Annotated in this window: 16 protein-coding genes; 8 read left to right on the plus strand and 8 right to left on the minus strand. The window is 59.3% G+C overall.

Translation table 11 applies throughout. The annotated features are described in order from the left end of the window. The first annotated feature begins 97 nt into the window (after positions 1 to 97). From mexE to BLQ41_RS22030, 5 genes are all read left to right on the plus strand, one after another. Entirely contained in the window at positions 98 to 1,351 is a 1,254-nt protein-coding gene (gene mexE, locus BLQ41_RS22010; RefSeq protein ID WP_090184259.1) for a multidrug efflux RND transporter periplasmic adaptor subunit MexE, read from the plus strand. Positions 1,352 to 1,366: 15 nt separating this feature from the next. Then, on the plus strand, positions 1,367 to 4,558 hold the full coding sequence (locus tag BLQ41_RS22015; protein ID WP_090184262.1) for an efflux RND transporter permease subunit: 3,192 nt from the start codon (positions 1,367 to 1,369) through the stop codon (positions 4,556 to 4,558). Further along, positions 4,555 to 5,976: an efflux transporter outer membrane subunit gene (locus BLQ41_RS22020; RefSeq protein ID WP_090184264.1), complete on the plus strand. Its 1,422-nt coding sequence runs from the start codon at positions 4,555 to 4,557 to the stop codon at positions 5,974 to 5,976. Before BLQ41_RS22015 ends, BLQ41_RS22020 begins: the two co-directional genes overlap by 4 nt. A 123-nt stretch (positions 5,977 to 6,099) precedes the next feature. Beyond that, on the plus strand, positions 6,100 to 6,687 hold the full coding sequence (rimJ, locus tag BLQ41_RS22025; RefSeq protein ID WP_090184266.1) for a ribosomal protein S5-alanine N-acetyltransferase: 588 nt from the start codon (positions 6,100 to 6,102) through the stop codon (positions 6,685 to 6,687). A gap of 83 nt (positions 6,688 to 6,770) precedes the next feature. After that, the gene (locus BLQ41_RS22030) at positions 6,771 to 8,210 is read left to right on the plus strand and encodes an ArnT family glycosyltransferase (RefSeq protein ID WP_090184268.1); all 1,440 of its coding nucleotides are present in this window, start codon (positions 6,771 to 6,773) and stop codon (positions 8,208 to 8,210) included. Positions 8,211 to 8,241: 31 nt separating this feature from the next. On the opposite strand, the gene BLQ41_RS22035 is transcribed toward BLQ41_RS22030, so the two are convergent. From BLQ41_RS22035 to BLQ41_RS22045, 3 genes are read right to left on the minus strand one after another with little or no spacing between them, the layout of a single operon-like run. Then, positions 8,242 to 9,207, minus strand: a complete 966-nt coding sequence (locus BLQ41_RS22035) for an HlyD family efflux transporter periplasmic adaptor subunit (protein ID WP_090184271.1) — start codon at positions 9,205 to 9,207, stop codon at positions 8,242 to 8,244. Between the two features lie 4 nt (positions 9,208 to 9,211). Continuing rightward, a complete protein-coding gene (locus BLQ41_RS22040; RefSeq protein ID WP_090184275.1) occupies positions 9,212 to 9,412 on the minus strand; it encodes a DUF1656 domain-containing protein in 201 nt (66 codons plus the stop codon). Further along, positions 9,402 to 11,537 carry an FUSC family protein gene (locus tag BLQ41_RS22045; RefSeq protein WP_090184278.1) on the minus strand — a complete coding sequence of 712 codons (2,136 nt, stop codon included), beginning with the start codon at positions 11,535 to 11,537 and terminating at the stop codon, positions 9,402 to 9,404. The genes BLQ41_RS22040 and BLQ41_RS22045 overlap by 11 nt, the downstream gene beginning before the upstream one ends. 182 nt (positions 11,538 to 11,719) lie before the next feature. Between BLQ41_RS22045 and BLQ41_RS22050 the strand changes: the two genes are divergently transcribed. The 3 genes from BLQ41_RS22050 to BLQ41_RS22060 all read left to right on the plus strand — a co-directional run bounded on the left by BLQ41_RS22050 (position 11,720) and on the right by BLQ41_RS22060 (position 16,084). Then, positions 11,720 to 12,775, plus strand: coding sequence for a tetratricopeptide repeat protein (locus BLQ41_RS22050; RefSeq protein WP_090184281.1), 1,056 nt, complete (start codon positions 11,720 to 11,722; stop codon positions 12,773 to 12,775). Positions 12,776 to 12,914: 139 nt separating this feature from the next. Then, entirely contained in the window at positions 12,915 to 14,417 is a 1,503-nt protein-coding gene (locus tag BLQ41_RS22055; RefSeq protein WP_090184284.1) for an ATPase domain-containing protein, read from the plus strand. Continuing rightward, complete coding sequence (locus BLQ41_RS22060) at positions 14,414 to 16,084, plus strand: ATP-binding protein (protein ID WP_090184287.1); 1,671 nt, start codon at positions 14,414 to 14,416, stop codon at positions 16,082 to 16,084. The genes BLQ41_RS22055 and BLQ41_RS22060 overlap by 4 nt, the downstream gene beginning before the upstream one ends. A 30-nt stretch (positions 16,085 to 16,114) precedes the next feature. On the opposite strand, the gene BLQ41_RS22065 is transcribed toward BLQ41_RS22060, so the two are convergent. The 5 genes from BLQ41_RS22065 to BLQ41_RS22085 form a co-directional block, all read right to left on the minus strand. Continuing rightward, positions 16,115 to 16,492 (minus strand): response regulator, encoded by a 378-nt coding sequence (locus BLQ41_RS22065; protein WP_059405185.1) that lies wholly within the window; start codon positions 16,490 to 16,492, stop codon positions 16,115 to 16,117. A gap of 77 nt (positions 16,493 to 16,569) precedes the next feature. Continuing rightward, positions 16,570 to 17,751 (minus strand): hybrid sensor histidine kinase/response regulator, encoded by a 1,182-nt coding sequence (locus BLQ41_RS22070; RefSeq protein WP_090184290.1) that lies wholly within the window; start codon positions 17,749 to 17,751, stop codon positions 16,570 to 16,572. Next, positions 17,745 to 18,338 (minus strand): chemotaxis protein CheB, encoded by a 594-nt coding sequence (locus BLQ41_RS22075; RefSeq protein WP_090184293.1) that lies wholly within the window; start codon positions 18,336 to 18,338, stop codon positions 17,745 to 17,747. The genes BLQ41_RS22070 and BLQ41_RS22075 overlap by 7 nt, the downstream gene beginning before the upstream one ends. Then, positions 18,335 to 19,168, minus strand: a complete 834-nt coding sequence (locus BLQ41_RS22080) for a CheR family methyltransferase (RefSeq protein WP_090184297.1) — start codon at positions 19,166 to 19,168, stop codon at positions 18,335 to 18,337. Before BLQ41_RS22080 ends, BLQ41_RS22075 begins: the two co-directional genes overlap by 4 nt. Then, positions 19,169 to 22,660, minus strand: coding sequence for a response regulator (locus BLQ41_RS22085; protein WP_090184300.1), 3,492 nt, complete (start codon positions 22,658 to 22,660; stop codon positions 19,169 to 19,171). Between the last annotated feature and the right edge of the window lie 222 nt (positions 22,661 to 22,882).

The following is a 22,882-nucleotide window of genomic DNA, read 5'->3' on the forward strand; positions in this document are numbered from 1 at the left end:
ATTCCGAATGATAGTTACCTTTGCCTCATTCGATTCGTGAGATACACCCTCCCCCGAGCATCATCCGCCCATTCTCAATACATTGGCGGATGCATCCATGGAACAGTCACTCAAACATTTGCGCTTCCCGTTGGCCTTGCTGGCCGTACTGGTGATGAGCGCCTGCGGCAAGGCCCCGGAGTCTGCCGCCACCATGCCCGCGGCCAAAGTCAGTGTCGCGAAGGTGCTGGAACAACCGGTCAACGAGTGGGACGAATTCACCGGGCGTCTTGAAGCGCCGGAAACCGTAGAAATTCGTCCACGGGTCTCGGGCCAGATCGATGACGTGGCCTTCACTGAAGGCGCACTGGTCAAGAAAGGCGACTTGCTGTTCCAGATCGACCCGCGTCCGTTCCAGGCTGAGGTCCGCCGCCTTGAAGCCCTGGTTGCCCAGGCTCGCGCCAATGCCAACCGCAGCGACAACGAAGCCCAGCGTGGCGAACGCCTGCGGACCAGCAACGCGATCTCCGCCGAACTGGCCGATTCGCGCACCAGTGCCGCACAAGAAGCCCGCGCCGCCGTCGGCGCCCTTCAGGCGCAACTGGATCTGGCCAAACTGAACCTGAGTTTCACCCGCGTCACCGCGCCAATCAGCGGTCGCGTCAGCCGTGCGGAAATCACCGCCGGCAACCTGGTCACCGCCGACACCACCGCGCTTACCAGCGTTGTTTCCACCGACAAGGTCTACGCCTACTTCGACGCTGACGAACGTGTGTTCCTCAAGTACACCCAGCTCGCTCGCCAGGGCAAACGCGGTGCAACCACTCCGGTTTACCTCGGCCTGTCCAACGAAGACGGCAACCCGCACCAGGGTGTGATGAACTTCGTCGACAACCAGGTCAATCCGAAAACCGGCACCATCCGTGGTCGCGCCGTGTTCGACAACACCGACGGCACTTACACCCCGGGCCTTTATGCCCGTCTGAAACTGGTTGGCAGCGGCACCTACTCCGCCGTGCTGATCAACGATGAAGCGGTCGGTACCGACCTGGGCAAGAAGTTCGTACTGGTGATGGATGCCGACAACAAGACGGCCTATCGCGCGGTCGAGCTCGGTCCGAAGATCGAAGGCTTGCGCATCGTGCGCAGCGGCCTGAACAAGGATGACACCGTCATCGTCAAGGGTCTGCAACGGGTTCGCCCTGGCTCGCCGGTCACCCCCGAAGTGATCCCGATGGCCAGCGAACAAACCCTCGCGGCACTCGCACAACAACGACAAGCGCTGGAAGCCAGCAACCTGCCCCAAGTCGCACCTGCCAAGGTCGCGCCGGGCACGGTCGTGAAACTGGCTGCTGCGACTCCACGCGGTTAAGGGACGACAACTCCGATGAATTTTTCCCAATTCTTCATTTCACGGCCGATCTTTGCAGCGGTGCTATCGCTGCTGATCCTGATCGCTGGCGCCATCTCGCTGTTCCAGTTACCGATCAGTGAATACCCGGAAGTGGTGCCACCGACGGTGGTGGTTCGTGCCAACTTCCCGGGCGCCAACCCAAAAGTCATCGGTGAAACCGTGGCAGCTCCTCTTGAGCAAGCCATTACCGGCGTCGAGAACATGCTGTACATGTCCTCGCAATCCACCGCTGACGGCAAGATCACCCTGACCATCACCTTTGCGCTGGGCACTGACCTGGATAACGCACAGGTCCAGGTGCAGAACCGCGTGACCCGTACCGAGCCCAAGCTTCCAGAAGAAGTGACGCGCATCGGTATCACCGTCGACAAGGCCTCTCCGGACCTGACGATGGTGGTGCACTTGACCTCGCCGGATAAACGCTACGACATGCTCTACCTGTCCAACTACGCCTTGCTCAACATCAAGGATGAGTTGGCGCGTCTGGGCGGTGTCGGTGACGTGCAACTGTTCGGCATGGGCGATTACTCCCTGCGGGTATGGCTCGATCCGAACAAGACCGCTTCGCGCAACCTGACTGCGACCGATGTCGTTACGGCGATCCGTGAGCAGAACCGTCAGGTAGCGGCCGGTGCACTGGGCGCGCCGCCTGCGCCGAATGCCACTGCATTCCAGCTGTCGGTCAACACTCAGGGCCGTCTGGTTTCTGAAGAAGAGTTTGAGAACATCATCATTCGCTCCGGCGACAACGGTGAGATCACCCGCCTCAAAGACATCGCTCGCGTAGAACTGGGTTCCAGCCAATACGCCCTGCGCTCGTTGCTGAACAACCAGCCGGCAGTGGCGATCCCGATCTTCCAGCGTCCGGGTTCGAACGCGATCGAGATCTCCAACGAAGTTCGCGACAAGATGGCCGAACTGAAGAAGAACTTCCCGGAAGGCATGGACTTCAGCATCGTCTATGACCCGACGATCTTCGTGCGCGGCTCCATCGAGGCGGTGGTCCACACCCTCTTCGAAGCACTGATCCTCGTTGTACTGGTAGTGATCTTGTTCCTGCAAACCTGGCGCGCCTCGATCATTCCGTTGGTGGCGGTGCCGGTTTCGCTGATCGGTACGTTTGCCGTGATGCACCTGTTCGGCTTCTCGCTGAACGCCCTGTCGCTGTTCGGACTGGTACTGGCGATTGGTATCGTGGTGGACGACGCCATCGTGGTGGTGGAGAACGTGGAGAGGCACATCGAGTTGGGAGAAACGCCCGTAGAAGCCACCAAGAAAGCTATGCGGGAGGTGACCGGGCCGATCATCGCGACGGCGCTGGTGCTGTGTGCGGTATTTATCCCGGCGGCGTTCATTTCCGGACTCACTGGCCAGTTCTACAAACAGTTTGCCCTGACCATTGCCATCTCTACCGTGATCTCGGCGTTCAACTCGCTGACACTGTCCCCTGCCCTGGCCGCCGTGCTGCTCAAGAGCCACAGTGCGCCGAAAGATCGCTTTACCAAAGTGCTTGATAAACTATTGGGCGGTTGGCTGTTCCGTCCGTTCAACCGGTTCTTCGAACGCGCCAGCCATGGCTATGTCGGCACCGTAGCCCGGGTTATCCGCAGCAGCGGTATTGCACTGCTGTTGTACGCAGGCCTGATGGTGCTGACCTTCTTCGGTTTCGCCCACACCCCGACCGGCTTCGTACCCGGCCAGGACAAACAATACCTGGTGGCCTTCGCGCAACTGCCGGATGCGGCAAGCCTGGACCGTACCGAAGATGTGATCAAGCGCATGTCCGACCTGGCCCTGAAACAGCCAGGTGTGGAAAGCGCCGTGGCCTTCCCGGGCCTGTCGATCAACGGCTTCACCAACAGTCCTAACGCCGGCATCGTGTTCGTGACCCTGAAACCGTTCGACGAGCGTAAAGACCCGAGCATGTCCGCCGGTGCGATCGCCGGTGCCTTGAACGGTCAGTTTGCCGGGATTCAGGAAGCCTACATGGCGATCTTCCCGCCGCCGCCAGTACAGGGTCTGGGCACCATCGGTGGTTTCCGCCTGCAGATCGAAGACAAGGGCAACCTCGGCTACGACGAGCTGTACAAAGAAACCATGAACATCATTACCAAAAGCCACAACGTGCCGGAACTGGCCGCCCTGTTCACCAGCTACACCGTGAACGTGCCGCAGGTCGATGCCGCTATCGACCGCGAGAAAGCCAAGACCCACGGCGTGGCCGTCAGTGACATCTTCGACACCCTGCAAATCTATCTGGGTTCGCTGTATGCCAACGACTTCAACCGCTTCGGTCGGACTTATCAGGTCAACGTTCAGGCTGAACAGCAGTTCCGTCTCGAACCGGACCAGATCGGTCAGCTCAAAGTGCGCAACAACAAAGGCGAGATGATCCCGCTGGCGACCTTCATCAAGGTCAGCGACACCTCGGGTCCGGACCGCGTGATGCACTACAACGGCTTCATCACTGCTGAAATCAACGGTGCGGCAGCCCCGGGCTACAGCTCCGGCCAGGCTCAGGCGGCCATCGAGAAACTGCTCAAGGATGAACTTCCTAACGGCATGACCTACGAATGGACCGACCTGACCTACCAGCAGATTCTGTCCGGCAACACCGCGTTGTTCGTGTTCCCGCTCTGCGTCTTGCTGGCGTTCCTGGTACTCGCCGCACAGTACGAAAGCTGGAGCCTGCCACTGGCGGTGATCCTGATCGTACCGATGACCCTGCTGTCGGCCATTACCGGTGTAATTGCCTCGGGTGGCGACAACAACATCTTCACCCAGATCGGTTTGATCGTACTCGTGGGGCTTGCCTGTAAGAACGCGATTTTGATCGTCGAGTTTGCCAAGGATAAACAGCAGGAAGGCCTTAACCCGCTGGCTGCGGTTCTGGAAGCTTGCCGCCTGCGTCTGCGTCCGATCCTGATGACCTCCTTCGCGTTCATCATGGGCGTGGTGCCTCTGGTTTTCTCCAGCGGTGCCGGTGCCGAAATGCGTCACGCCATGGGTGTGGCGGTGTTCTCCGGGATGCTCGGGGTAACCTTCTTCGGCCTGTTGCTGACGCCTGTGTTCTACGTACTGATTCGTAACTTTGTGGAGCGCGGTGAAGCGCGCAAAGCGGCCAAGGCGCTGAATCATCAAAAGCAACTGGAGGCGCAACAATGAGCCTGAAAGCCTTCCTGCCGAGCCTTCTGGTACTGGCCCTGAGTGCCTGTGCCGTCGGCCCGGACTACAAGACCCCAGCCACTGATCCGGCGAATATCACCACCGCTACCGATGGCGCTGCCGGTCAGAAAAACTTCGATCGCTCGCGCTTCGAAGGCATCTGGTGGCAGCAGTTCGAAGACCCGACGCTCAATCAGCTGGTGACTCAGTCGCTGCAAGGCAACCGTGATTTGCGGGTGGCATTCGCCCGTTGGAAAGCCGCCCGGGCAATTCGTGATGACGTCAGCAATAACGCCATGCCGACCGTTACCAGCCGCGCCAGCAGCGATCTGGCCAAAGGGCAGATTCCTGGCCAGACCACCCAACGGGTCAACAGCGAACGCTACGACCTGGGTCTGGACATGGCCTGGGAGATCGACCTGTTTGGCCGTATCCAGCGCAACCTGGAATCGGCCAACGCCGAACAGCAAGCGCTTGAAGCCGATCTGTACCAACTGCAAGTCACCATGATTGCCGAACTGGTGGATTCCTATGGCCAACTGCGCGGTGCGCAACTGCGTGAAAAGATCGCCCTGGCCAACCTGAGCAACCAGCAGGAATCGCGCAAGATCACTGAAAGCCTGCGCGATGCCGGCGTCGGCGACCAACTGGACGTGGAACGTGCCGATGCACGCCTCGCCTCGGTCGAAGCCAGCGTGCCTCAGTTACAAGCGGAACAGGTTCGGCAGAAAAACCGTATCGCCACCCTGCTGGGTGAGCGTCCGGACAAATTGACCGTCGACCTGAGTCCAAAGAGCTTGCCGGCCATCGCCAAGGCTTTGCCAATCGGTGATCCCGGCGAATTGCTGCAACGTCGTCCGGACATCCGCAGCGCCGAACGCAAACTGGCCTCCGCCACGGCCCGTATCGGCGTGGCAAAAGCCGATTTGTTCCCGCAGGTCAGCCTCAGCGGCTTCCTTGGCTTTACCGCCGGGCGTGGTTCGCAAATCGGTTCCTCGGCAGCCAATGCCTGGGCACTGGGCCCAAGCATCACTTGGGCGGCATTTGACCTTGGCAGCGTGCGGGCACGTTTGCGCGCCGCCGATGCCGATGCCGAAGGCGCGCTGGCAACCTACGAGCAGCAAGTGCTGCTGGCGCTGGAAGAGTCGGAAAACGCGTTCAGCGACTATGGCAAACGCCAGCAACGCTTGATCTCGCTGATTCGCCAAAGCGAAGCGAGCCGTGCAGCCGCGGACCTGGCCGAAATTCGCTACCGCGAAGGCACCGTGGACTTCCTCGTCCTGCTGGATGCCCAGCGTGAGCGCCTGGCGGCGGAAGATACCCAGGCCCTGGCCGAAACTGATTTGTATCGCGGCATTGTCGCGATTTACAAAGCCCTTGGCGGTGGCTGGCAACCCGAGACGGTGGCCAGCAAGTAATGTTTTAAAGCGCTCCTTTGGTTGGTCGCATCCAGCCAGTTTTTTAGCCTCGTGCCTCATTCGGTCGCGGGGCTTTTTTTTGCCTGTAGATTAGTCATCGTCCACCGTAATCCGGAGCACCCAATGACAATCCTCTCCCTGCCGTGCAAACGCGTGACGCTGGCGATCCTCAGCCCCAGCCAGGCCCCGCTGGAAAGCGACTTCTACCAGCGCAACCAGGCTCACCTCGCCCCGTGGTCGCCGGTTCGGCCCGACGATTACTACACGCCCGAAAAAATCCGCTCGCGCCTGGAACAGCAGGCCTTGGCCTTTAAAGACGGCTATGCAGTGCACTTTGCGGTGCTGGATCGCGACAGCGAGCAAATGATCGGTGCGTGCAATTTCAGCGGCATCATCCGGGGGGCATTTCAGGCGTGCTACCTCGGCTACCACATCGACCATTCCCGCCAGGGCCTGGGTTTGATGCATGAAGCCCTGCAAGGGGGCATCCGCTACATGTTCGAAACCATGAACTTGCACCGGATCATGGCCAACTACATCCCCGGCAACGAGCGTAGCGCCCGGTTGCTGGAGCGTCTGGGCTTCGAGCGCGAAGGTTATGCCAAGGCGTACCTGAACATCGGTGGGCGCTGGCAGGATCATGTGCTGACGGCACTGGCCAGCAAGGTCTATATAGACCCTGATCAGTACTGGGCAAGACAACTTTCCTAAGCTTTCACGCCTCGTTCACGCTTTGTTAAGGATTCGCTTCGTATGCTCGGGGTCCGCAATCCCTCCCTGGTCTCCGAAAGCCCATGTCGCGCTCTACTTCCTCACTGTTCTTGCTCGCCGCGCTGCTGTTTTTCTTCGCCCTGGGCAATCACCAACTGCAAGGTTCCACCGAGGCGCGGGTCGCCGGCATTGCCATGGAAATGCACCTGGACAAAGACTGGGTAACACCCCGCCTGTTCGGTGAACCCTTCCTGGAAAAACCACCCCTGAGCCTGTGGCTCGACGCCGAGGCGATCGGCGCATTCGGCGGCACGCCGTGGGCGGTACGCCTGACCTCGGCCTGTGCCGGTTTGCTCAGCGTGATGCTGTTGTTCGCGATGCTGCGACGCTTGGGCCGGCCAACAGCACTGGCCTGGACCGCGGCATTGCTGTTGGCGACCATGGCCAGTTACTGGAGCAATGTGCGTGGCGTCGGCGAAGACGCGTTGCTCGCCCTCGGCGTGACGCTGGCGCTGCTGGCGTTCTTCCAGGGACATCGGCAATCGAGTCCCGGCAACGCGTTGTTGTTTACCCTGGGCATCGCCATCGCCACCTTGAGCAAAGGCATCCTGGGACTGGCGATGCCCGGGGTGGTGATCTTCGCCTTTTTGCTGGCCGAAAGCCTGATGGACAAGCGCCTGTACCTCTCGCACTGGCTACGTCCGGGCCTGCTGACGCTGCTGGGTTTGCTGCCCTTGATGATCTGGCTGGCACTGCTGTATCAACGCGACGGCATCCAGGCCGTGACGCAAGTGCTACTGACCAATAGCGTCGGACGCTTCAGTGGCTCCTTCGTGGAAGCCGGTCATCACGAACCGTTCTACTACTACCTGGCCAAACTGCCCGAGGCGTTTTTGCCCTGGAACATTCTGGTGTACCTGGGGTTGTGGCATTTCCGCAAAAGCCTGATGGCCAATCGTTACCTGTTGTTCTTCACCCTATGGATACTGGCGCAGTTCGTCATGCTGACGTTGGCTTCAAGTAAACGCACGGTATACCTGATGTCGCTGACGCCGGCGGCGGCCGTCATCGCCGCCGAGTACGCGAGCGTCCTTTACGCAAAACTGAAGGCTCGGCAAGACGTATCCACCCTGGCAGCCAGCGTTACCCGCCATCGCCGCAGCGTCGCGTTTGGCACGCTGGCGGTGGTGATCGGCGGCTACCTCGCCGCCGCACAATGGGCGCTACCCCACGCCGACCGCACATTGTCGTTCCTGCCACTGACCGAGCAGATCCGGACCCTGCAAGCCAACGGTCAGCAAGTCGCACTGTATCAAGCCAACGAACGCCTGGGCGGCGCCAGCGTGTTCTATACCCGCCGCGTGCTCAAAGGACTGGATACCGAGGCGCAGCTGCATGAGTTTCTGACGGCGTCGCCCTCCAATGTAGCGGTCATGGCTGCCGATGCCGAACCACCCGCGCCCTTGAAAGTGCTCAAACCCATGATGGTTGGGAAACAGCATTACTACTTCGTCGGGCAATAAAATCTGCGTTTCCCGGGATTCGGTGGGATGGCTAAGGTTGGTCTTGAGATTTGTGGTCTTCCATGACGGTCACGGTGGCCGTGGTCCCGGCACGCAGGCGATTTTTAGCGACATAGTCGGCGTCAATCTGAATTCTCACCGGCACCCGTTGCGCCAGTTTGACCCAGGTGTAACTGGGATTGATGTTTGCCAGCAATCGTCCGCCGGGCAGGTTCTCCCGGTCGGCGATGGCAAAGGCGATGCTTTGGACGGTGCCGCCAAACGTCTCGCCGCTCATCAATTCGATCCTGACGCGATCGCCCTCCTCTATGCGCGGCAGCTTGGTTTCTTCGAAGTAGCCACTGACATAAAACGAGTCGCTATCCACCAACGCCAACAACGCGCCACCGGCGGCGGCATAGTCACCCTGGCGGGTGAGCAGGTTGGTAACGTAACCGCTGACGGGCGCCTCGACCCGGGTGCGCTGCAAGTCGAGTTCGGCCTGGGTCAACGCGGCGATGGCCAGTTGCACGTTAGCCTGGGCCAAACCGAGGTTGGCCTGGTTGCGCAACAACTCAGCCTGGGCCACGGCTACGTCCGTGCTGGACTTTTCCCACTCCTCGCCAGAGATCGCCGCACGCTCCTTGAGCGTGCGGCGCCGGCGCTCTTCGCTCTCACGCTGCCTGAGCAGCGCCTGGCTGGAGACAATGGTCGCTTCGGACTGCCCCAAAGAGGCTTTCGCCACCTCCACCGAACGCTTGGCACGTTCCACCGCCAGCCTGTAGCGAGCCGGGTCGATCTCCAGCAACAGCTGACCTTTATCGACATGCTGGTTGTCATGCACTGTCAGGCTGACGATGCGCCCCGAGACATCGGCGGACAAGGTCACCACATCGGCCCGAACCCGTGCATCGCGAGTCCAGGGCGCGCGGGTGTAATGCTCCCAGGCGTACCAGCCGAGGACGAAGGCCAGCAGCACCACCACAACGGTCGTCAATCGGGCAAGGATCTTCTTCAAGGCATCAGGCTCCCATCACCAGAATCAGGGTGGCGCATACACAGACATATAACGCGCCCTCGAACAGGGCTTCATGCCAGACGAAACTCAGCACACCCAAGCGGCGCAGGATCCAGTCCAGCAGCAGGAAAATCGGCAAGGCCAGCAACAGGGCCTGGGCGATCGGTGGCAGGTACACGCCGCCTATTTCCAGATCAATGGGCAAGGGCCGGCACTCCTTTGGGTTCGGCAGGTTGAAATTGTTGGCGATGCCGCTGCAGAAACGACACCACGATCAGCAGCGCCACGCGCATCCTGAACACCGACCACAGGTGCTCATGAACCACCAGCTGCAGATCGTCCATTTCATCGCCCAAGGCATGCAGGTTGGCGAGCAGCAGGTTGAGGTCAATTCCGGGTCGCCCGGCGATCAATCGCCCGGTCTCACGGACGGCGGCCATCAGGCGGTTCTGTTGTTCGGTACTGAGTAACGTATTGCCGTCCCCCTGTTGCCTGAGCTGGTTCAACGCCACACCCAGCGCCATGCACCCCAGGCTGACCTCGAACAGCTCGCCGGATTGTTTGTTCTGGGTCGCAGGCAACAGTCCCAACATCATGGTCAGGCGATCGACCATGCGACTTTCAAAGGCGAACTGCTGTTCATCGGTCGCCGGGGTCTTCAGCAAAGCGTAGACCTGCTCACAGTTCTCCTTGAACAGTCGGCGAATCCGCAGATCGGGCCGGAACGGAAAGATCAGCGCATAGACACTCAATGCCAGCGTCGCGGCGCAGATATACGCACCGGCGAACTCGAACCACGCAATCGCGGTGTTTTGGCCAACGCCCACATTTTGCGGGCCTAGCAACAACATCGTGGTCAGCCCCAGCCCGATGCCCGTGCCCGTGGTGGGCGGACTGGACAGCCCTACCGCGACGGCATACAGCAACGGGGCCAATAACAAGGCGAGCAACTCGAAATCGCTGATCATTGGAACCAGCAAGAACAGGTACAGGGCCGACACCACCAGGGCCAGCGCCAGCCCCCGGGCGAAACTTTGGCTGGCCAGCAACGGCCGTGGGAACGTCGCCATCAGCGAGCAGAGAATCCCGACCACGATCATCCCGCCGCGAGCGCCATCCCACGCGGTTTCGATCCAGATCAGCCCCGCGACCATCAAGGCGCTGAATGCGCGGATGGCGTTCATCGCCGCCAAGGTGAAATCCAGGTGCAGCGGGTTGTCCTGGCCGCGGAACACGCAACTGGCTTGCCGTCCCTCCTGGATCGCGTCGCTCAGCTCCAGGATCTGCCCCAGTTGTTCCAGCATCCGCGCCTGTTCCCAGCGCAGCGCCCAGGCCAGTGACCGCAGCGTGGCCGGCATCGTTTCGGTCAGTTGCTCGGCCTTGTAGGCCTGGTCATCGAAACGCTGTTGCAACGCCGAAAAATGATGCCGCGCCTCGGCCGATAACGAGCGCCCCTGCACTGCCAGATCATCAAGAAAGGCCAGTTCTTCGGCACGCAGGTGCTGAATTTCCAGCGGCAATGCACCCTCCCAGCGCTCGGTCAGCAATTCCCGCTGGTGGCGCAGCGCCGTCAGGCGCGAGGTCAGCAGCACCAGTTGATTGCCCAGCAACTGCACCAGCTCATTAGCGCTGCGCAGGCGTGGTGCATCGTAATACAGATGCCGGCGAACCCCTTCCAGCGCGCTGATCGCACCGAGTAATTGCATCTGCCGCCGATGAAAATCCGCCTCGCTTTCCTCGGTGCGGATGACGGCGGCAGCATGGGTCGCCAGCAGTTTGATGACCTGATCGATCTTGGCAAAATAGTCCCGGGCCACGGCCTCCGGGCGAGCAGTCAGCAGGCTGACGACGCAGACGCAGGCGACCGCCAGCAGCGTCTCGGTGACACGCGTGACAGCCAGCAGGAACGTGCCCTCCTGATCAGGCATCGCCAGCAAGGCGACCACCACCGCCGTGTAACCGCTCAGCACAAACGCTTGGGAGCTGGTGTAGCGCAATAAGGTGCCGCCAGCCGTACACAACGCCAACCACAACCCCAACGTGATAATGAAAGGCAGCGGCGCCTGGGGAAAAATCGCCATGATCAACACCGCAACAGCCGCGCCCAGAGTGGTGCCAATGACTTGGCCAAAACTGCGGGCCAGAGCCATACCAGCCAATGGCTGGCTGACAATGACCACCGCCATGATCGACCACTTGGGCTGGTCAAGGTCGAACAGAAAGGCCAGGTACAGCGTCAGCAACCCGGCGGCGATGGTTCTCAACGCGAACAGCAGCACCCCCGGCCCGGGGTTGAGCATAGCTTTGAAGTACTGCAGAAACGGTTGCATGGAAATACTCGTGGAGTTATCTCCAGCAAGCGTAGTCACTGCTTCGGCGCCGCGACGGGTTTCAATGTCGACACGACCTGTAGGCAAAATCGTCGCAATTGAACCGAGTCAGGGTTTGACTCACAGCCCCACCTGACCGAAGCTGACGGCTTTGCACACGCTGCCAGCTCCCGGATTCCTGCATGTCCCAGTCCCGCCGCTACGCGCTCATCAGCCTTTGTGTCCTGCTCGCCATTGTCCTTGCCTGGTTCTTCCTGCGCACGCCTGCCCCGGTGGTGCCGGAGGCCATCAAGCGCGGCTATAGCGAAGCGCTGACCCAGGCACGTGCCGGGCAACCCGGCGCCGCGCGGGTGTTGTATCAGCAACTGGCTCGCCCCGATCTATCGGCCAAGCGCCGTATCTGGCTGCATGCTGAACTGCCCAATTACCCGAGCCCGCAAGCCCTGAAACTGGCCGATGCAGACTTGCAAAACCCTTCCCCAGAAGTCCGCGTGGCAGCGATCAAGAGCATCAGTGGGCTGGTTCCCAACGGGCAGCGCAGCCTGTTGATCGGGCCGTTGCTGGAGGACAGCGAGCAAAGCGTACGCTTTGCTGCAATCAACGCCTTGCTGGGCTTGTCGCCGGATGACCTGGGCTTGTATTTCGGGCCACTGCAACAAGCCATCGATGCCTGGGAACGGGTCCTGCAGAGCCAAACCGAAAGCGCCGAAACCCAATACCAACTGGCCCGGCTGCACCTGCACAACGCCGAATTGAAAGAGGCGCAGCAGGCACTGGACCGCACCTTGCAGCTGGATCCGGCGAATCTGCCGGCATTGGTCATGCAGATTGAGGTACTGGATAAGCAAGGCCAAAGCGATGCAGCCCAGCAATTACTGGCGAAACAGTTAAAGGCGCAGCCCGACTCAGCCTACCTTCAACATGCGCTGGGCCTATGGTTGTTGCATCACGGGCAAAGCGAATTTGCTTTGTTGGGGCTCTCGAAAGCCGTAGAGATCGAGCCCGGCAACAAGGACTATCGTTACGACCTGGCCACCACTTTGCACGACGAGCAAGAGCTGGAGGCTGCGCAAAAGCAGTTGCAGGAGATCGTCCAGCGCCACCCGGCCGACCGCAAGGCGCGGGTGTTGCTGATCAATTACTGGAAGGAAAGCGGCCAGTTGCAGAACGTGCAGATTTTGCTGGCGCAGCTGGAGCAGCTCAACCCGGACGACCCGGTGTTGCAGCAAGGACTCTAATCGATTTTTAAGCCCGGCCACTCACAGACAGGCACAAAAGGTTGAACCGTCGCCACGGCAAAAGGTCAAGTGATCAGGCAGTACATTCAGGCACCTCAGGCCTGCTGCCTCGCTTCCCCTAGTCATGAGAGGGTTTTTTTTGTCTACATCTAACGAGCTGTTCAGTGCAAAAGCCGCCACCGGTATAGAGGGTCTGGATGACATCCTGGCCGGCGGGTTGTCCCGAGGTCATGTGTTTTTGCTAGAGGGTGAACCCGGAACCGGCAAAACCACGGTCGCTTTGCATTTTCTGCTGGCCGGCGCTCGTGCCGGCGAGCGCTCGTTGTACATCACCCTGTCGGAGACTGAGCGCGAACTGCGCCAAGGCGCGTTGTCCCACGGCTGGGACCTGGACGAGAACATCCACATTTTCGAGCTGACACCGCCTGAAAGCCTGCTCAACGCCGAGCATCAGCAGAGCCTGCTCTACTCCTCCGACCTTGAGTTGGGTGAGGCCACCAAGCAGATATTCGAAGTGGTCGAGCGGGTCAAACCGACCCGAGTGGTCCTCGACAGTCTTTCCGAAATCCGTCTTCTGGCCCAGAGCTCCCTGCGTTATCGCCGGCAGATTCTGGCAATCAAGCACTACTTCGTGCGCTACGACGCCACGGTTCTACTGCTTGATGACCTGACCACCGAATCCCTCGACAAAACCGTGCACAGCGTTGCACACGGCGTGATCCGCCTTGAAGAGCTGACGCCCAACTATGGCGCGGAACGGCGGCGGATCCGCGTGGTGAAATACCGCGGACAGAAATACCGTGGCGGTTACCATGACTTCACCATCATGGGCGACGGCGTGCATGTATTCCCTCGCCTGGTGGCGGCTGAACACCGAGGCGGATACACCCGCCAGCAGCTGACCAGCGGGATCAAGGAAATGGACGCCCTGCTCGGCGGCGGTATCGAGACCGGCTCCAGCACGCTGATTCTGGGCCCGGCCGGTACTGGCAAATCGTTGATTTCGATGATCTTCGCCGCGGCCGCCGTGGCGCGAGGTGAAAAATCCGCGCTGTTCATCTTCGACGAAGAGCTGGGCCTGCTGTTTGAGCGCATGAAAAACATGGGTATCGATTTGAAGGCCCTGCAAGACACTGGCAATTTACTGATCGAACAAGTCGACGCCGCCGAGCTGTCCCCCGGCGAGTTCTCACACCGGGTTCGTCGTTGTGTCGATGAGCAAGCAATCAAAACAGTGGTGATTGACAGCATCAACGGCTATCAGGCCGCGATGCCCGAGGAAAACGCGCTGGTACTGCACATGCATGAGTTGCTGCTGTACCTCAATCGTCGAGGCGCGGCGACGTTCATGACCGTGGCTCAGCATGGTCTGGTCGGTGACATGCAAGCCCCGGTCGACATTACTTATCTGGCTGACACGGTGATTCTTTTGCGTTACTTCGAAGCCCTGGGCAAGGTTCGCCGGGCGATCTCGATCATCAAGAAACGTACCGGCAGCCACGAATCGACCATTCGCGAATACCGCATCGGTACCCGCGGCATGACGATTGGTGAGCCACTGGATGCTTTTCAGGGTGTATTACGTGGCGTGCCGACCTACCTCGGCGCAAGCCAGCCGCTACTCAAGGATGATGCCCGGTGAATAGTGTCGAAGCGAAGTCCGAGCGCGCGATCATTCTCGCGCCGCTGGGACGCGACAGCCAGATTGCGCTGATGATGCTCAACGAGGCGGGCTTCGAAGGCCTTGTGGCCCGCGACCTGATCACGTTGTGCGACGAACTGGCACGAGGCGCCGGCCTGCTGGTGATTTCCTCAGAAGCGCTATTGGGTTGTGACCTGGCCCCTCTGCTGGGTCTGATCGAAGCACAACCAGCCTGGTCGGATTTGCCGATCGTCCTGCTGACCCACCACGGTGGCCCTGAGCAAAATCCCGCTTCGCGATTCGGCCCGCAGCTCGGTAACGTGACCTTCCTTGAGCGCCCGTTTCATCCAGTGACGTTGATCAGCCTGGTCACCACGGCGCTGCGGGGCCGACGACGACAGTACGAAGCCAGGGACCGGATGATCGACCTGACTGAAAGCGAACTGCGTCTGCAAACCACGCTCGAAACCCTCGAACAACAGGTCGAAGAGCGTACCGCCCAATTGCGCCACAATGAAGAAGCGCTCAGGCAGTCGCAGAAAATGGAAGCGGTCGGCCAACTTACCGGCGGCATCGCTCATGACTTCAATAACATGCTGACCGGTATCATCGGCAGTCTTGAGCTACTGCGTCGACGCCTGGCCCGAGGTCGCACCGATGACCTGGACGGCCTGATCGATCTTGGGGTGACATCCGCCAACCGTGCGGCGGGCCTGACCCATCGTCTGCTGGCGTTTTCCCGTCGCCAGTCGCTGGACTCCAAGCCAGTGAAAATGAACACCCTCGTGGTGTCCATGGGCGAGCTCCTGCAGCGCAGCCTCAATGAAAGCATTCATTTGGACATGCAGCTGGACGACAATCTGTGGGTGGCCGAGGCCGACCCCAACCAACTCGAAAGCGCCCTGCTCAACCTGGTGCTCAATGCCCGTGATGCCATGCCTGAGGGCGGGAAACTGGTGGTCAGCACCTCCAACGAGCAACTGGACACGACCTTCGCCCAGGCTAATGGCAATCTGCAGCCGGGTGATTACGTTGTCATGCGAGTCACCGATACTGGTTGCGGCATGCCGGAAAGCACCATCAGCCGAGCCTTTGATCCGTTCTTCACGACCAAGCCGATCGGCCAGGGAACGGGGTTGGGGTTGTCGATGATCTACGGGTTCAGCAAGCAGTCTCGCGGTCACGTCACCATCCAGAGTGAAGTGGGCAACGGCACTACGGTGAGCCTGTATCTACCGCGCTACTGGGGCGAGCTGGATGAGGACACGCAAATGGATGTCGCTCACATGCCCCATGCCCAAGAAGGTGAAACGGTGCTGATCGTCGAGGACGATCCGGCGGTACGCGTGCTGGTCAGCGCGGTACTGAGTGAATTGGGTTATGCCTTCGTGGAAGCCGGCGATGCCGACAGCGCGGTGCCGATTCTGGATTCGGGCCAGCGTATCGACCTGTTGATCAGCGATGTGGGGTTGCCAGGGATGAATGGCCGGCAACTGGCGGAAATCGGGCGCCAATACCGGCCTGATCTGAAAGTGTTGTTCATCACCGGTTACGCCGAACATGCCGCGGTACGTGGAGGTTTTCTCGACCCGGGCATGCAGCTGATCACCAAGCCGTTTACCTTCGACCTGCTGACGGCCAAAGTGCGCGAGATGATCAGAATCTGAAAGCCCCGACAATCGGGGCTTCGGGGATATTCAGGAAAGCATTTCCTGCATGAGTTCTTGCAACACATCCAGATCGAACGGCTTGCCAAGGATCGGTGCCTTGCGCGTGATCGGACTGTCGGTCTCACGGATTTCCTGCGGATAACCACTGATGAAAATCACTTTGAGCTCCGGTCGCAACTTCACCGCTGGCTCAGCGATCTGAACGCCAGAAATCCCGCCAGGCAGACGGAAGTCGGTGATCATCATGTCCAGGTGCGGTTTGCTCGCAAGGATCTCGAATGCCTGCTCGCCGTTTTCGGCCTGCAACACCCGGTACCCTTCCCCCGAAAGATAGGCAGATAAAACCATCAGGATCGAGGGGTCATCCTCGACGATCAATACCACATCTTGTGCATCTTCACTCATGGGAAGCCTTTGTTCGGTCAATAGCTGCTGATACGACCATGAGGTCGATCAGAGGTTGCGTTTATCCGGCTGTTTTCCTACAACGGTAGACAAACGCGAAACAAGGCGCCTTCGCCAATCCGGCTCTCGGCGGTAATGGAGCCACCGTGGGCGGTGACAATCTGCTCCGAAATAAACAATCCCAGACCCAATCCAGCAACGACGGTCTTGGCGGAAACCCGTTCGAATTGCTGAAAAATGCGCCTCTGGTTCTCTTCGCTGATACCGATACCGCGATCCTGAACCTCGACCCGCGCCTGGCCGTCCTGGGTGTACACGCGAACATCAATCGTATCCTTGCCACCATAGCGCAATGCGTTGGTCAGCAGATTCGAGATCACCTGCTCGATACGAAATTCGTCCCAATTACCGACAACTGGCTGGTCGGCGGTAAACGTCACCGACGTCTCGGCAGCATCGATCTGCGGCGCGAAGTTTTGCAGCAGATTGCTGACCAATTGCACCAGATCGAATCGACTGGTACGGATCGACAGTTTGCCGGTGCGAATTCGCGACACATCGAGCATGTCCTCGATCAGGCGAATCAGGCTTTTGATCTGCCGCTCGTCCCGATCGACCATTGAGTGCATCTTGTCCAGGGTGAACGCCGCGGCGTTGTCCCGGGCCAAGTGCATTTTGCGTAACTGGGTCTCGAGGATAAGACCATTGAGCGGCGTGCGCAGTTCGTGGGCGACGATGGACATGAAGTCGTCACGCATGCGCACGGCTTGTTCGAGCTCATTCTGGGTCGCCTGCAATTGCTTGAGCAGTGCTTCCTGCTCCCGACGACTTTGCTCCAGGGCTTCCACCTGTTGCTTCATCGCCTTGCTCTGGCGATACAAGTCGACGAACACGTTGACCTTGCTCTTGACCGCATGAATGTCCAGCGGCTTGTGCAGGAAGTCCACGGCGCCACTTTCGTAACCTTTGAACGCGTAGTTCAGCTCACGGCCGGCGGCGCTGACGAACACGATCGGGATGTTCTTGGTCTTCTCCGTGCCGCGCATCAACTCAGCCAGCTCAAAACCATTCATGCCCGGCATCTGCACGTCGAGAATGGCCATGGCGAATTCGTGTTGAAGCAACAACGACAGGGCTTCGTCGGCGGACAAGGCTTTGTAGACTATGCGGTCTTCACGCTTGATCAACGCTTCCAGCGCCAGCAAATTCTCCGGCAGATCGTCGACTATCAGCAGTTTGGCTTGGATGTTACTTAGCATACTATTTGTTCCAGCTCGACAATCAGACGGCCGATGCCGCGTATAGGGAGAATGTGGTCTGGCTGGTGTATATCCAGCGCAGCTTGCGGCATGGTTGAAACTTGAGCTTCGTCAGGATCCTGCACGACGGTCAGCCCGCCGCGCTGCTTGACCTGGGCCAGTCCGCGCGCGCCATCTTGGTTGGCACCGGTCAACAGCACCGCTGCCAGGGTCGGACCGTAGGCATCGGCAGCCGACTCGAAGAGGAAATCGATGGCCGGCCGCGAATGATGCACGCGGGGCTCCAGGCTCAAGGAGAAACTGCGATCCTGCTCCACCGACAAGTGATAACCGGGACCTGCGAAATACAGCGTTCCTGCTTCGACCAGCGTTTTGTCGATAGCTTCCAGGACAGGCATGGCGACTCGCCGTGCGAACACTTCGGCCAATTGGCTGCGACGTGCTTCAGGCAAGTGCAGCACCACGATGATCGGTAGCACGAAACCCTGACGCAGCGGGCTGAGAATATTCAGCAACGCTTCGACACCTCCGGCCGATGCACCAATCACGATCGCTTCCACAGTAGGCAGACCCGCAGCACTGTTCATGATTTGCGATAAATCCGTTCTTGTTTGACCAATGCCTCGAACTGATTGCCAAAGGCCGAAAAATCCAGGGTTTCCTTACTGCCCAGCACCAGGAATCCGCGGTGGCAGAGGGATTCATGGAACAGGCCAAAGGCACGATCTTGAAGCTTTTTATTGAAATAAATCAAAACGTTACGACACGAAATTAATTGAGTTTCTGAAAATACGCTGTCGGTCGCAAGGCTGTGGTCGGCGAACGTCACGTTTTCGCACAGGCTCTTGTCAAAAATGGCGTAGCCATACGCCGCCGTATAGTAATCGGAGAGCGAACGCTGACCACCGGCCTGCTGATAGTTCTGAGTGTAGGTGCGGACATTCTCCATGGAGAAAATCCCTTGCTTGGCTTTCTCCAGCGAACGCGGATTGATGTCAGTCGCATAGATGATGGTGCGGTCGAGCAAGCCCTCTTCGCGCAACAGTATCGCCATCGAATAGACTTCTTCGCCCGTGCTGCACCCGGCGATCCAGATCTTGATCGACGGGTAGGTCTTGAGCAGCGGCACCACTTCGTTGCGGATCGCCAGGAAATGCGAAGGATCACGAAACATTTCACTGACCGGAATCGTCAGCAACTGCAGCAATTGCATGAACGCGGCGGGATCGTGCAGCACTTTTTCTTGCAGGGCCGAAATGGTATTGCACTCGAATTGACTCAGCGCATGATTGACCCGGCGTTTGATCGATGCGCCGGAATAGTCACGAAAGTCATAGCTGTACTTGAGGTAGATCGCCTCGATCAACAACCGCAATTCGATCTCGCTATTTCGCTCCACTGAACAATCGCGCTCCACTTAAATACGTTCCATCTTCGGTAACCACACTCGAATCAGCGAGAACAGACGATCCAGGTCGATCGGCTTGGCCAAGTAATCGTTGGAACCGGCCTGCAGGCAGCGCTCCTGATCGTCCTTCATGGCCTTGGCCGTCACCGCAATGATCGGCAACTTGCGCCAGCGCGGGTCCTTGCGGATCTCGATAGTGGCTTCATAACCATCCATCTCCGGCATCATCACGTCCATCAGCACCAGGTCGATGTCCTCGACTTCATTCAATCTCTCAATCGCTTCACGCCCGTTACGGCCAATGACCACGACTGCGCCTTTCTGCTCCAGCGCGCTGGTCAGGGCGAAAATGTTGCGCACATCGTCATCCACCAGCAGCACTTTTCGACCCTCGAAGACCTTGTCGCGGCTGCGCGCGGTCTTGAGCATCCTTTGCCGTTCATGGGACAGCTTGGATTCGACTTTGTGCAGAAAGAGTGTGACCTCATCCAGCAGACGCTCGGGCGAGCGAGCGCCTTTGATGATGATTGAGCGTGAATATTTGCGCAGCTCGGTTTCTTCGTCCCGCGTCAGGTTGCGCCCGGTGTAGACGATGACCGGGGGGAATGAGCAGATATCCTCGGTGGACATTTGCTTGAGCAAGTCATTGCCGAGCATGTCCGGCAGCTTGAGGTCGATGATCATGCAGTCGAAATTGGTTGTGCGCAGCTGCTCGAGCGCGTCCTGGGCCAAACCGACGGCGGTGATCTCGATGTCCTCATCGCCAATCAACCGAGCAATGCTGTCACGTTGCAAATCGTCATCTTCGACCAGCAGCACGCGCTTGACCTTCTGGGTCAGCTTGGCTTCGAGGCGGGCAAACACGTCCTTGAGCTCTTCGCGGGTGGTCGGTTTGACCGCGTAGCCGATAGCGCCCATGTGCATGGCAGCTTCGACCCGATCTTCGACCGAAATGACATGCACCGGAATGTGGCGGGTTGCGGCGTGCTCTTTGAGGCGCTGCAACACGGTCAGCCCGGAATGATCGGGCAAGCGCATGTCCAGCAGAATGGCGTCGGGAATGTACTCTTTGGCCAGGTCGTACCCCTCGTCCGCGCCGTGGGCAACCAGGCACTGGTAACCCAGCTCGTGCGCCAGATCGTAAAGGATGTGCGCAAAATTCGGCTCATCCTCCACCACCAGAATGCACCGGGTGGCGAACGGCGCCTTGGCGCGGTCATCGGCAAAACGTGGAATATCGACTTCGGCGATCAGCGGCACAGGCGCAGTGGCTGCCACGCGCGGCGTCACGGCAACCGGCGAGGCCTGCATCGGCTCGACCGGCTCATCGCCCGGTTCGACATACTGCTGCGGCAAGACCAGCGTGAACACACTGCCCTGCCCCGGCTCACTGGTGACAGTGATGGAGCCGCCCAGCAACGCCGCAAGATCCCGGGAAATCGACAAGCCCAGGCCGGTGCCGCCATAACGACGATTGGTGGTGCCATCGGCCTGGCGGAAGGCTTCGAAAATGCTTTCCTGCTGGTCGGCGGCGATGCCGATCCCGGAATCGCGGACAATAAAGGCGATGCCTTCGTTTGGCTGGGACGCCACCGTCAGGCTGACTGTGCCTTTTTCGGTGAATTTCACCGCGTTCGACAACAGGTTCTTGATGACTTGTTCCAGACGCTGGCGGTCAGTGAACAGCATCATCGGCGAACCGGGCTGCAAGTCGACCTCAAACTTCAACTTCTTGTCGGTGGCCATCGGCTCGAACATCGAGCGCAGCCCGTCCACCAGACGCGCCACACTGGTGTTCTCGGGGCGCATCTCCAGCTTGCCGGCCTCGACCTTGGAAATATCGAGGATGTCATTGATCAGATTGAGCAAGTCGTTACCGGCCGAATAAATCGATTCGGCAAACTTCACCTGCTCGGCCGTGAGATTTTCCTGAGGGTTCTCTGCCAGCAACTTGGCCAGAATCAACGAACTGTTGAGGGGCGTGCGCAGTTCGTGGGACATGTTGGCGAGAAATTCGGATTTGTACTTGCTGGAGCGCTGCAACTCTTCGGCGCGCTCTTCAAGCTGAGTCTGGGCCTGATTGAGCTCGGTGTTCTTCAAGTCCATCGCATCCCGCTGGTCGGCCAGAATCTGCGCCTGCTCGGCCAGTTGTTCGTTGGTTTGCTCCAACTCGACCTGCTGGGTTTCCAGATACGCCTGGGACTCCTTGAGAATCCGCGACTGCTCTTCCAGCTCTTCGTTGGCAGTCTTGAGCTCTTCCTGCTGGACTTGCAGCTCCTCGTTGAGTTGCTGAGTCTCGGCCAGCACTTCCTGCAAGCGTTGGCGGTAGCGTGCGGCCTCGATCGAGGTGCCGATGTTGCCGGCAATCAGTTCGAGCAACTCAACGTCACGCTCTGTCAGCGGTCGCAGGAATCCCAGCTCGATCACGCCATTAACCCGGTCGTCATCGCTGGTCGGTACGACAAGCACGCTATGTGGCAGGCCTTCACCCAAGCCGGAGCTGACTTTGAAATAGTCGCTCGGTACGGCATCAAGGCGAATCAGGCGTGCCTGGCTCGCCACCTGGCCAACGATCCCTTCATCACTGTAAATGTGCTGATTGCGTTCTTCCTGTTCGCGTGAAAAGCCGTAGGACGCGATGCGTCGCAGACTGCCATGCTCTTCACGAACATAAACAGCGGCCACCGCAATGCCCAGGTACTGGGCGCAAAATTGCAGAATGTTGCGCCCCAGCACATTGAGCGACAGTTGCCCCAGCACCTGCTCGGCCAGTTCGGTCTGGCCATTGCGCAGCCAGGCTTGCTGTTCCAGCCGCGAGGCGGCGGATTGTTGCGCCGCCAGGTTGGCGCTGTAATCCTGCGACAGGTTGAGCAGATCCCGGCGACCGATGTACGCCAGCAACGTGCTGATAGCGGCGATGAACAACAGGTACAGCGAGATGCTCCAGATCGTGGTGCGGCGCACTTCTTCGTTGCGCGCGGTGCGCAACTGCTGCTCCATGTCGATCACGTCTTCGAACTGTTTGCGGATCTCATCGGTCAGGCGCTTGCCATGACCGGCCCTGACCGCGCTGCGGTAATCGCCGCTGCTGCGCTGCAAATCGATCATTGATTGCGCGTAGGTGGCCCATTCCGTTTGCAAAGCCTGGAGCCGGCGCAAGCGATCGGTCTGCACCGGGTTATCGGCAGTCAATTCGAGCAAGGTATTGAGTGCGACCGCGATTCTCGGCTTGGCCGTCTCGTAAGGATCCAGGAAATGCTCATCGCCACTGAGCAGGAAGCCGCGCATGCCGGTTTCCAGATCGACGGTCAGCTTCACGGCCTCGTTGGCGTTATTGATCACCCGGTCGGTGTGTTCGACCCACTGGATCACCGACAACAAGTAAGTGATCAGCGAGACGAAGAACACCGCACTGATGACACCGACGCCCAGTGGCAGGCTGACGTTGCGGCTCAGGAGTTTGCGAAATCGTTGCTCATCAACCGAAGACACCGTGGTCATGGGAAGGCCTTGTCGAACTGTTCAAAACCAGGGAGTTTGCCCCAAAACGGCCGTATTGATCTAATTTTCTGAGCAATAGGCGCGTAAACGGCTTCTTTTAGCTGCGCCCTCCTGAAAGGAGCGGTTATCCTTGCGCGCTCTTGTACAGCTATTCTTTTTTGTACAGCGTTGGGAACTTGTCGGGATCCGCCACTTACTCATGCAAGAGCCCGGCAATTTTGT

The sequence above is a fragment of the Pseudomonas arsenicoxydans genome, assembly GCF_900103875.1.
In the GTDB taxonomy this organism is placed as follows: domain Bacteria; phylum Pseudomonadota; class Gammaproteobacteria; order Pseudomonadales; family Pseudomonadaceae; genus Aquipseudomonas; species Aquipseudomonas arsenicoxydans.